We start from the raw sequence: 10,564 nt of genomic DNA, 5'->3' as shown, positions 1-10,564 counted from the left end.
AGTTTTGACAGATAATCGGGCATTTTCCCTGTTTTTCTCGGCGTTTTCCTCTACGTCTATTCGTCTGGTCGTCAGAGGAGGAAGGGCGCGGCGACCTGTTGCGCTGGTACAAAATCTTATGATTTTGGCCTTGCACCCCTTTTGGGGAATTGACCCCCTGTGCAGAAAGGATGTGCATTTGTATCAGATTTGGCCACCTTTGCCACTCGAAACCCGCTTAACCTAGTGTTTAAGCGGGTTTTGTTGTCTTATTTTATCCTGATTGTAACGGAGAAACGCCAAGATTTGAGGTTCAAAAGGCCACCACGCCTCTCTTTTGCCCTGCCTGCCCCTTGATTTTCCGCCAGCCCCATGGCATAATAGAGACGGCAGTAAAATATAGCGGAAAGGAACGGTGGGGCGCTCTTCTTTGGAAAGCCCCTGCCGTATGACGATTCTTATGGAAACCACGCCTTATAAAGCCTGTCTTTTCGATTTAGACGGCACCCTGGTGGACACCCTTTTTTCCATCGCACATTTCGGCAACGGGGCCTTGGAAAGCTTCGGTCTGCCTGCCATTGCCCCCGCCGCTTACAAGCGGCTGGTGGGAAACGGGGCGGACGTGCTGATTCAGCGGATGCTGGAAACCGTGGGGGCAAGGCTCCGACCAGAGGACGTGAAAGCCCTGCGGGCGGAATACGACCGCCGGTATGAGGCGGATCCCCTGGCCCTGGCAGGGCCGTATCCCGGCTTGCCCGACGTGCTGGCGCGTTTGCACGAGAGGGGCGTCCTGCTGGGGGTGCTGTCCAATAAGCCGGATAACATGACCCAGTATATTGCCAGCGCCTTTTATGGCAAGGTGCTCAGCCAGGTGCGGGGCCAGCGGGAAGGCTCCCCCAAAAAGCCAGATCCCGCTGTGCCCCTGGAGATGGCGGCGGCCTGGGGGCTTTCCCCCGGGGAAATCCTGTACATAGGGGACAGCGGCGTGGACATGGAAACCGGGAAAAACGCCGGGATGGATGCCTGCGGCGTGCTGTGGGGCTTCCGGGACGAGGAAGAGCTGCGGCGCTGCGGGGCAGTGTACCTTGCGGGGGATCCGGCACAGCTTTTGCAGGCGGCGCTGGGGAAAGGGAGGAAAGCATGAGCAGCTTTGGCTTTGAGGAGATGCAGGCAATCCAGAAGGAATTGCAGGAAAAATATTTTGACAAGTGGGGCGGGCTAAACCCACAAAAGGGCCGGGACTCCCTTTTGTGGATGATGATAGAGGCCGGGGAGGCGGCGGATATCATCAAAAAGCAGGGCGACAAGGCCATCCTGGAAAACCCGGAAACCCGCCACGATTTCATTGAGGAAATGTGCGACGTGATGATGTATTTTAACGATGTCCTGCTGTGTTACTCCATCACCCCGGAGGAGCTGACAGAAATCTACCAGGCAAAGCACGAAAGAAACATGAAACGCTGGACAACCTGAGGACCATAAAAGAACTCCCCCGCTCTGGAGGCGGAGGAGTTCTTTTATGGTTTTTAGGGCGTGTTCACATAAGATGAACATGTGGATTTTTGAGCAGGTTTTTGGCAGAATCAAGTCAAAAATTCGCAGATGTACTTTGCGTACCTCAAGAATTTTTGGCAAAGAAGATGGCAAAAAACCGCCAAAAAGACGCTTGCAAGCGCTTATGTGAACAGGCCCTAGAAGCTGTGCCGCCCGGGGCCAAGCCTTTCTGTCCTGCCGTCGGGCAGCAACAGGTCGGCCTCGCAGTCAAAGGGCACTGTGATGGTATACCGCAGGGCCTCCCCGTCATACCGCCAGCACACCTCATACCGGCCCGCAGCCGTATCCATGCCCATTTCCACAAAGCGGATGCGGGGATCCGGCATGGGGCGGATAGCGGCCCGCTTATAGCCGGGGGCCTCCTCGCAGGGGCTGATCCCCGCCATGTTCCGGTACATCCAGTCCGCAATGGAGCCATAGGCATAGTGGTTCAGGCTGTTCATGCCTGTGCCGCTGATGGAGCCGTCAGGCAGGATGGAGTTCCACCGCTCCCAGATGGTGGTGGCCCCCATCTTCACTTCATACAGCCAGCTTGGGAAATCGTCATTTAAAAACAGGGTGTAGGCCACGTCGTTTGCGCCGTTGTCGGAAAGCACCCGGCACAGGAAGGGTGTGCCGCAGAAGCCGGTGTCCAAATGCCAGTTCTTCCCCTCAATCCGTTTAATAAGCTGGGCAAGCACCGCGTCTTTCTTCCCTTCCGGGAAAATGCCGAAATAGAGGCTCAGCACGCAGGCAGTCTGGGTGCCCTCCATCCTGAAGCTTCCGTCCGGGTTAAAGTATTCCCCTATAACAGCCGCTCTGATTTTCTCCGCCAAGGCTTCATAATCAGCGGCGTCCTCTGCATAGCCCAGGGCCTTGGCAGCCTTGGCTGTAAGGGACGTGGAATAATAGTAGAAGCAGGAGGCGGTATACTGCAAATCCGTAGCGCCGAAGGGATCCTGGTCGTGCTCCAAATCCGTCTTTTTGTCCAGGGCCAGCCAGTCCCCAAGCTGCTCTCCCCGCAGCCACAGGCCCCTGTCCCCGTCCAGCCTGTCGTCCTTCCGGATACGCTCCACCCAGTTTTTCATCACATCATATTCCCGGCGCAGCAGGTTTACGTCCCCGTAATTTTCATATACAGCCCAGGGCATCATGGTGGCCACGTCGCTCCAGATGGCGCAGCCCTTTTCGTTGTTGTTCACCCAGGACTGGGGCTTGTCCTCATGGGCCACCTTGGGGCTGGGCACAAAAAAGGGTACAGCCCCGCCGTATGCCTTTTCCTCATGGGCCAGGTTCACCACAAAATGGTGGAAGAAGGCGGGCATATAGATGTTCTTGCAGGCGGTGGCGCTGATAATCGCCGCGTCCCCTGTCCAGCCCAGGCGCTCGTCCCGCTGGGGGCAGTCGGTGGGCACGTCCAGGAAATTATCAAACTGGCCCCACATGGCGTTTTGGAACAACCGGTTTACCCGGGGGTTGTCCGTCTCCATGGAGCCGGTGGGATCGATGTCTGAACGGATATGGCATGCTGTAAAGTCTTGCGGCTTTACGTTTTGCACGCCCTCCACCTTTACAAACCGGAAGCCGTAGAAGGTGAAATGGGGCCGCGCCCGGGCGGGCTTCCCGCCGCTGATATAGGTATATTCGCATTTAGCCGAGCGCAGGTTGTCCCGATAGAAGCAGCCTTCCTGCATCACCTCGCTGTAGCTGAGCTTTATTTCCGTGCCCTCCGGCTCGTCCGCGTGAAACTCCACCCAGCCCGTCATGTTCTGCCCAAAATCCAGCACCGTTTCGCCCTTAGGGGTGGTGATAATCTCCACCGGGGCAAACTCCCGCTTTTTCACAATCTTCGGCCCGAACCGGGCCACTAAGGGCCTGCCCTCCTGCCGCACCTCCACGCCGGAGGAGGGCGCGGCACATGCCGCCTCTGCCCATTGGGGCACAGCCTTCCTAGCGTCAAACACCTCGCCGTCATAGATATTGGAAAACTCCACCGGGGAGGGAAGGCTTTCCCAGGTTTCATCGGAGTTTATCACAAGGGACGTGCCGTCTGTGAATTCTACATGCAGCTCGCAGATGGCCTGCATGGTGTCCCCGTACAAATCCTTGTAGCGGTCAAACACGATTTCCCCCTTGTACCACCCCGGCCCTAATGCCAGGCCCAAGGCGTTTTCCCCCTTTTGCAGCAGGGCGGTCACGTCAAAGGTCTGGTATTCCAAATTGGCGTCGTAGCAGTGATAGCCGGGCAGCAGGTATTCGTCCCCGGCCTTTTTCCCGTTGACATACAGCTCATAAATCCCCACGCCGCAGGCATATGCCCGGGCAGACTTCACCTCTCCCGACAGGGAGAAGGCCTTCCGCAGCAGAGGGTGCCGCTCCTTATCCATATCCGCGGCAATCCATTTGGCCTGCCAAGGCTCATCCTCCTTAGCCGTTTCAAACCAGGCGCCGGCTGTGGCGCTGTCTCCCCCGTCCCCCCACACGGTAACAGCCCACACATACCGGGTGCGGGGCAAAAGCTCTATAGGGGCCTCAAAGCCCAAAGAGGAAATGTCCCCCCGCCTGCCGCTGTCATACACCTTTGCGCCCTCCGAGGTGTGAACTGTAACCTGGGCGCTGTCCTGCTTTTTGTCGGGGGTGTCCTGTGCCACCCAGGAAAAAATGGGCCTGCCCAAAAAGTGGCCCAGAGGGGTGGTGAAATGGTTTACCCGGAGGTTTGTAAGCTTCATGCGCCTCACTCCTTAAAAAAATATTTTTTATTCCCGTTTGGAAATTTACATGGCGGATGATTTGTATTATACTGTAAGAGTAGCACAAATCCGGGGAAAAAGGAAGGACGAAGCTTGCAAAAAGCTGCGACCAAACTTTTCCAAGACGCGGAATAATTTCAGCAGGAGGGATTTTAAAACATGAAAAGTGGTAAAAAATTTGCGCGCATCACCCTGGACAAGGATTTCCAGATAAGCCCCGTTGACAAACGCATTTACGGATCGTTCATCGAGCACCTGGGCAGGGCGGTGTACGGCGGCATTTACCAGCCGGGCCACCCCTCGGCGGACGGGGAAGGCTTCCGCCAGGACGTGCTGGATTTGGTGAAGGAGCTGGGGGTGCCCATTGTGCGGTATCCCGGGGGCAACTTTGTCTCAAACTTTTACTGGGAGGACAGCGTCGGCCCTGTGGCGGACCGCCCCCGCCGCCTGGAGCTTGCCTGGCGCAGCACAGAGCCAAACCTCATCGGGGTAAACGAGTTTGCAAGCTGGGCCAAAAAAGCGGAAACCCAGGTGATGATGGCGGTGAACCTGGGCACCCGGGGGATTGAGGCCGCCTGCAACCTGCTGGAATACTGCAACCATCCTTCCGGCACCAAGTACAGCGACCTGCGGATAAGCCATGGGATAAAAAACCCCCACAGAATTAAAACCTGGTGCCTGGGCAACGAGATGGACGGCCCCTGGCAGACAGGCCACAAAACCGCCTATGAATACGGCCGCCTGGCAGACGAAACCGCCAAGGCCATGCGGCAGATTGACCCCTCCCTAGAGCTGGTGGCCTGCGGCAGTTCCAACACCAACATGCCCACCTACCCCCAGTGGGAGGCCACTGTCCTGGAGGAGGCCTACGACAGCGTAGACTTCATCTCCCTGCACACCTATTACGGCAACCGCTTCCACGATACCGCCAATTTCCTGGCTCAGTCCGATGACATGGATCATTTCATCAAGACCGTTATCGCCACCTGTGATTTTGTCAAGGCCAAGAAGCGCTCCAAAAAGGACATCATGCTCAGCTTTGACGAATGGAACGTGTGGTTCCACGCAAACGAGGCCGACGACGACACCATGAAGAACCGGCCCTGGTGTGTGGCCCCCCCTCTGCTGGAGGATCGGTACGACTTTGAGGACGCCCTGCTGGTGGGCCTGATGCTTATCACACTTTTAAAGCATTCCGACCGGGTGCGCATGGCCTGCATGGCCCAGCTTGTAAACGTTATCGCCCCCATTATGACCGAGGAAAACGGTCCGGCCTGGCGGCAGACCATCTATTATCCCTACCTCCACGCCTCGAAATACGGCAGGGGCATTGCCCTGGAAACGGCCCTGCGCTCCTCCAGGCACGACACCCTGGACTACACAGACGTAACCGACGTGGACGCCGCCGCTGTGTGGGACAACGAAGGGGAAGCCCTCACCATCTTCGCCGTAAACCGGGATCTGTCCGAGGATATCACCCTGGAAGCGGATCTGAGAAGCTTCCCCGGCTACCAGCTTTTGGAGCACCTGGTGCTGGAAAACCCGGACATGGGCGCCGTAAACACAGCGGAAAAGGAAGCGGTCTGTCCCCATGCCGCCACAGACAGAAACCAGCTTGCAGACGGCATTCTGCACGCAAAGCTGGCCCCCGCAAGCTGGAATGTCCTGCGCCTGAAAAAAAGCATATAGTAAACGCGCTTGAAAACCGGTATAGCCTGTTCCCAGCCCGCGCCCCGGCGCAGATCAAAAAAGCGGCCCGCCCCGAAGGGAGGCCGCTTTCCTAACAGGTTCTTATTTCACCGCCGCCCGGCGCATCACCAGCCAGGTAAGGCCGGAGAAAACCGCCGTAAGCGCCAGGCATGTAAAGCACAGCCTGGGCAGGCTGGAAAGGCACATCTGGCATAAGTTTAACAGCAAAGACAGAAGCGTTTTTTCCAGCCAGGGGTTCACCTCCAGAAGGGCGCTGCCGGCAATCAGCAGGCAGGGCCAGCCAGCCCAGAGGATGATTTTCCCCACCTTGCCCAGACGGTAGTTGAAGGCAGTAATCAAATAGCCGAAGGCATTCACCGCCAGCAGCACAAAAAAGCTGAACACAATGGACAGCACCGCGGAAGCCCCGGAGGTGGATACGGTATAGGTGAAATCAGAGCTTACCACTGACGTGACGTCAGTGCAATAGCATATCTCATAGAGGGAATGGGCAAAAAAGCTGTTGGGGAAGGGCAAGCTCAACAGGGAAATAAGCAGGGTGTAAATTTCATCCGCCACAGCCATCGCCCCGCAGACAGTAGCCATAGCCCCCATCCGGGCCAAAAACTGGCTGCGGCGGGAAATCCCATGCTGGATGTTCAGCAGGAAGCTGTCCTTAAAAGCGCAGAGGGAGAGGATAAAAGAGAACACCATGGTCACAGCGGTAATGCCGCTGGAAGTGATGGTAAGGTCTGCGTCCGCCGCGTTTGCAAAAGGGAGGAACAGCAGGCTCAGCAAAACCATGCCCACCATCACGCCATAAAACACCAGGATAGCCATACGCTGGTCGTGTACCTGATAGCGGTAAGAGGAAAGGAGCTTCATAGTAATACCTCGTTTCTGTGAAAAAATAAATGCAGCACGTGCGGGATTCTCAGGAATTTGTAAGCTGGATAAACAGCTTCTGCAGATCCATGGGGCCAAATTCCAGGTCTTTGGCAGCTTCCCTGCCCTTTTCCGGAGCGCCCAGCACATAGGCTGTGCGCAGGCCGCCCAAAGCGTCCATCCCTATCACCTTTTTGCCCTGGATGTAGGCGTCCACCGCCGCGGCCCCGCCGGATACGGTGTAGCCCCCGGCCAGCAGGCTTTCCCGGGATTCCTGCCGCAAAATCTCCCCTTCCTTAATAATCACCACGTCCTCCACCAAATTTGCCACCTCTTCAATCAAGTGGGTGGAGAGCACCACCGTGAAAGGGTTCTCCGCATACTTTTCCAGCAGCCGCTTGTAGAAAAGCTCCCGGTGGTTGGCGTCCAGGCCCAGCACAGGCTCATCCAGCAGCACATAAGGCACGTTTACGCAAAGGGCCAGCACCAGCTTGAAAATAGAGCGGTAGCCTGTGGACAGCCCAGAGATCTTCGCCCCGGGGTTCAGCCCGAAATCCCCCAAAAGCTTCTCCCCATAGCTTTCATCAAAGCTGGGGTAAAAAGCCTTTGCCCAGCGGAAGGCCCCCTTTACCCGCATACTCTCCGGGTGCAGGGTGGTTTCGCTCATCAAAAAGATTTTTGCCTGGGCCCCGTCGTTTTCCATCCCGTTTTCCCTGTCCACAAGCACTGTGCCCTCATCTGGGAAAACCCGGTTTGTCAAAATGTTCAGCAGGGTGGATTTCCCCGCGCCGTTGCGGCCCAGCAGGCCGTAAATCTTGTTCTCTTCAAACACAGCGCTCACCCCTTTCAGGGCCTGCACCTGTCCAAAGCTTTTGGAGATGCCCTTCAGTTCAATCGCCATTTTCTACCCTTCCTTTCTCCGCGCTGTCAAATTCCAGCGCCACCATATCCAGCAGTTCCTGCCGTCCGATTTCCAGCCGCCGCGCCTCTGAAACCATGGCTTCCACAAAGCGCTGGGAAAAGTCCCCCTGGCGCTTTTTTTGCAGCAAAGCCCTGGCCCCCTCTGCTACAAACATGCCCACGCCCCGTTTTTTATAGGCGGCCCCCTGATCCACCAGCAGGTTTATGCCCTTCAAGGCCGTAGCCGGGTTGATAGTATACTGTACGGAAAGCTCTGTGATGGAGGGAAGCTGCCCCCCTTCCGGCAAAGCGCCAGAGATCACGGCATCCTCCAGGCTCTCGGCAATTTGCAGGAAAATGGGCTTTTCCCCGCTGAAATCTACCTTTCGCATGTGCGCCTCCTTTCTTGTTTAGTTAGTTACTTGAGTAATTAACCATGACAGCAGTATACCACTGCTTTCCACCCCTGTCAAGGGGCTGGGCAAAATTTTTTCCAAACAAAAAGGCGGCCGGGTTTCCCCCGCCGCCCGTCCGCCTGCCATTTTACAAATTCTTCCGGTAATACAGCACCAATTCCCCCTCTTCCTCCTGGGCCATAACAAACTCCCTGTAGCCCCAGTGGAGATAGATGCCCAGGTTCCGGGTTTCCTTTGCGTCCACCCCAATAGTCAGGGCTTCCAGGCCCCGCTTCCTGGCATAGCCCTCTAAAACCCCCACCAGCCTGGACATGTGCCCCTGGCCTTCCCAGCGCTTTTCCATGCGCAGGGCATTCACGTTCCCAACAGACTTCCCATCCGCCAAAGCCAGCCTGCCTTCTATGGCCCCGCAGGCAGGGGACAGCAGCAGGGTGGCCTCCCCTACAGGCTCCCCCTCCAGCACAGCGGCAAAGGTTATGCCCATGCCATTTTCGTTATAGGCGGTATATTCCCTGGCCCACTTGGCCCAGCGGGGATCTGCCGGGTTGGCCAGGACGTTCTTTTCCCATAAACAGGCCAGTTCCTCTTTTGTTGCGGCATGATAAACAGCTTCCATGTGTGTACCTCCTTCTGCGGCAGCAAAGGGCCTGCCGTTCCCATTATGCCACCGCCGCCCGTCCTTGTCAAGCCGCCCCTTTTATGCCCCGCAGTTTAGGCACGCCTCACCGCACCCCCTGCTTTTGCAGGTATACCACATATTCCTCCAGGCACAGCCCCAGCCGCTTCATCTCCCCCGCGTGTTTGCGCCCCACATAGCGGTAGTGCCAGCTTTCCTTGTCAATGCCTGTGATGGAAGCCTTTTCCGCCTGATACCGTTCTATAAAGCCGTAATCGGCGCTGTGCTCCTGCAGCCAGGCATATGCCTTTGTCTTTTCAAAGGCGTCGCTCACCTCATTGAGGTCAATGGCAAGGCCCGTGTGGTGCTCGCTGCATCCGGGCTGGGCAATGGTGCGCAAGGCGTCCTCTTCCGCCTCCTTTTCCCCCATGCCGGCCTTCCGGTTCTCCTCTATGGCCCGGGCAAGCACTTCCTCCTGCTCCTCCACACTGCGGTAACCCGAGGCCACCCAGAACCACACGCCCTCCTTTTCCGCGGCCCTGCACATGGCGGCATAGTCCTCATACATCGCTATATCCACCAGTTCGTCATCCACCATCCGGGGCGTAACCTGCCAGCCCTCCGGCAGGGGCGTCTGGCCGTTCACCAGCACCAGCAGGGGATCGGAAAGCTGGCGGCAGCCCCCAAAAGGCCCTGCCTGCGCCCCGGCCTGCACCGTCTGCTGGGCCGCGTCCCGGGCAGCCCGCTCTGCCTCCCAGCCCCCCAGCATACTCACCGCCATGGTCAAAAGCAGCGCGGCAATGATGATAAAAGCCGCCACCGGCTCGGTCAGGTGTTTGTCCTTCTTGTCCTTTTTCAAAATCTGCTTCCCCCTTCTGCAAAGCATACTCCCCTCTATTTTCCCAGTCCCCCGCATACAGTATAATAGGAAAAATCCGGCACAGATTTTGTGGAATCCCGGAACTTTCCGAAAAAATTCTCTTATAGGAGCTGACAACCCCATGAAAAAAGTTTTCGCATACGCTGACGCCCACAAACAGTCCAACTACGCCGAAGCCCTTCAAAGCTGCGGCATGGAGCCTGTGTTCTCCTCCGATCTGAAAGCCGCCCGGGGCTGCCATGGCCTGCTGCTCTGCGGCGGCAGGGACATAGAGCCTTACCGGTACGGCCAGGAAAACAAAGGCAGCAAAAATTTCGAGCCGGAGCGGGACGAGGCAGAGTTCCATCTGGTAAAGCGGTTTATGGACGCTGGCCTGCCCATCTTAGGCATCTGCCGGGGCCTGCAGGTGCTGAACACAGCCCTGGGGGGCGCCCTGGTGCAGCACCTGCCCACAGCCCGCGCCCATGCCTGGGAGGAGGAAACCGGGGACAAACAGCACCTGGTGCAGGCCCTGCCCGGCAGTTTCCTTTTAAAGCTTTACGGGGAACGCTTCCCGGTAAACAGCGCCCACCACCAGGGAGCGGATAAAATCCCCCCTGCCCTGTCCTTAGCGGCCCAGGCGGAGGACGGCGTCCCAGAAGCCCTCCAGTGCCCGGAAAAGGGCATATACGCCGTCCAGTGGCACCCGGAGCGCATGATGCTCTCCCGCCGCCGGGCAGACGCCGTAGACGGCACGCTGGTGTTCCGGTTTTTCGCCGGGCTTCTGTAGCGGGAAACACCCCGCCATGGTTGTAGATAATTTAACAAAAACCCGTTGATTATTTCCAGAACCTGTGATAGAATGGAAGCTGGGCAACAAGCGCCCAGATAGTATTTGCTTTTTCTTAAAAATTTTTGCCCTGGCGGCGAAAGGAGT

11 protein-coding genes are annotated in these 10,564 nt (G+C 57.2%); 5 read left to right on the top strand and 6 right to left on the bottom strand.

Going from position 1 to position 10,564, the window contains the following annotated elements:
- From D1841_RS18660 to D1841_RS03025, 3 genes are all read left to right on the top strand, one after another.
- Positions 1-226 (top strand): hypothetical protein (locus tag D1841_RS18660; RefSeq protein WP_207709201.1); only part of this gene is annotated, 226 nt, incomplete at its 5' end.
- A 201-nt stretch (positions 227-427) separates the two neighbouring features.
- Positions 428-1,123 carry an HAD family hydrolase gene (locus tag D1841_RS03030; protein WP_160641931.1) on the top strand — a complete coding sequence of 232 codons (696 nt, stop codon included), beginning with the start codon at positions 428-430 and terminating at the stop codon, positions 1,121-1,123.
- A complete protein-coding gene (locus tag D1841_RS03025; protein WP_160641930.1) occupies positions 1,120-1,452 on the top strand; it encodes a nucleotide pyrophosphohydrolase in 333 nt (110 codons plus the stop codon). Before D1841_RS03030 ends, D1841_RS03025 begins: the two co-directional genes overlap by 4 nt.
- Before the next feature lie 218 nt (positions 1,453-1,670).
- Here the strand turns inward: D1841_RS03025 and D1841_RS03020 are convergent, their stop codons facing one another.
- A complete protein-coding gene (locus D1841_RS03020; protein ID WP_160641919.1) occupies positions 1,671-4,241 on the bottom strand; it encodes an alpha-L-rhamnosidase in 2,571 nt (856 codons plus the stop codon).
- Positions 4,242-4,421: 180 nt separating this feature from the next.
- On the opposite strand from D1841_RS03020, the gene D1841_RS03015 reads away from it, so the two are divergent.
- On the top strand, positions 4,422-5,951 hold the full coding sequence (locus tag D1841_RS03015) for an alpha-N-arabinofuranosidase (RefSeq protein ID WP_160641918.1): 1,530 nt from the start codon (positions 4,422-4,424) through the stop codon (positions 5,949-5,951).
- Between the two features lie 102 nt (positions 5,952-6,053).
- Here the strand turns inward: D1841_RS03015 and D1841_RS03010 are convergent, their stop codons facing one another.
- The 5 genes from D1841_RS03010 to D1841_RS02990 all read right to left on the bottom strand — a co-directional run bounded on the left by D1841_RS03010 (position 6,054) and on the right by D1841_RS02990 (position 9,627).
- Positions 6,054-6,836, bottom strand: a complete 783-nt coding sequence (locus D1841_RS03010; RefSeq protein WP_160641917.1) for a hypothetical protein — start codon at positions 6,834-6,836, stop codon at positions 6,054-6,056.
- A gap of 49 nt (positions 6,837-6,885) precedes the next feature.
- Positions 6,886-7,737 (bottom strand): ABC transporter ATP-binding protein, encoded by an 852-nt coding sequence (locus tag D1841_RS03005; RefSeq protein ID WP_160641916.1) that lies wholly within the window; start codon positions 7,735-7,737, stop codon positions 6,886-6,888.
- Positions 7,727-8,128, bottom strand: coding sequence for a GntR family transcriptional regulator (locus tag D1841_RS03000; protein WP_160641915.1), 402 nt, complete (start codon positions 8,126-8,128; stop codon positions 7,727-7,729). The genes D1841_RS03005 and D1841_RS03000 overlap by 11 nt, the downstream gene beginning before the upstream one ends.
- A gap of 151 nt (positions 8,129-8,279) precedes the next feature.
- Positions 8,280-8,768, bottom strand: a complete 489-nt coding sequence (locus tag D1841_RS02995) for a GNAT family N-acetyltransferase (protein WP_160641914.1) — start codon at positions 8,766-8,768, stop codon at positions 8,280-8,282.
- Positions 8,769-8,874: 106 nt separating this feature from the next.
- The gene (locus D1841_RS02990; RefSeq protein ID WP_160641913.1) at positions 8,875-9,627 is read right to left on the bottom strand and encodes a M15 family metallopeptidase; all 753 of its coding nucleotides are present in this window, start codon (positions 9,625-9,627) and stop codon (positions 8,875-8,877) included.
- Positions 9,628-9,769: 142 nt separating this feature from the next.
- Between D1841_RS02990 and D1841_RS02985 the strand changes: the two genes are divergently transcribed.
- Positions 9,770-10,417 (top strand): gamma-glutamyl-gamma-aminobutyrate hydrolase family protein, encoded by a 648-nt coding sequence (locus D1841_RS02985; protein ID WP_160641912.1) that lies wholly within the window; start codon positions 9,770-9,772, stop codon positions 10,415-10,417.
- Positions 10,418-10,564: the final 147 nt, after the last annotated feature.

Origin of the sequence: Neglectibacter sp. X4, from assembly GCF_009917365.1 — a bacterium.
Classification (GTDB): domain Bacteria; phylum Bacillota; class Clostridia; order Oscillospirales; family Acutalibacteraceae; genus Acutalibacter.
Note: the sequence above shows the minus strand (reverse complement) of the source record. Positions and strands in the feature narration are given on the sequence as shown.

Coding starts and splice junctions, on each gene's coding strand:
- D1841_RS03030 (WP_160641931.1), top strand. CDS start 428: ATGACGATTCTTATGGAAACCACGCCTTATAAAGCCTGTCTTTTCGAT.
- D1841_RS03025 (WP_160641930.1), top strand. CDS start 1,120: ATGAGCAGCTTTGGCTTTGAGGAGATGCAGGCAATCCAGAAGGAATTG.
- D1841_RS03020 (WP_160641919.1), bottom strand. CDS start 4,241: ATGAAGCTTACAAACCTCCGGGTAAACCATTTCACCACCCCTCTGGGC.
- D1841_RS03015 (WP_160641918.1), top strand. CDS start 4,422: ATGAAAAGTGGTAAAAAATTTGCGCGCATCACCCTGGACAAGGATTTC.
- D1841_RS03010 (WP_160641917.1), bottom strand. CDS start 6,836: ATGAAGCTCCTTTCCTCTTACCGCTATCAGGTACACGACCAGCGTATG.
- D1841_RS03005 (WP_160641916.1), bottom strand. CDS start 7,737: ATGGCGATTGAACTGAAGGGCATCTCCAAAAGCTTTGGACAGGTGCAG.
- D1841_RS03000 (WP_160641915.1), bottom strand. CDS start 8,128: ATGCGAAAGGTAGATTTCAGCGGGGAAAAGCCCATTTTCCTGCAAATT.
- D1841_RS02995 (WP_160641914.1), bottom strand. CDS start 8,768: ATGGAAGCTGTTTATCATGCCGCAACAAAAGAGGAACTGGCCTGTTTA.
- D1841_RS02985 (WP_160641912.1), top strand. CDS start 9,770: ATGAAAAAAGTTTTCGCATACGCTGACGCCCACAAACAGTCCAACTAC.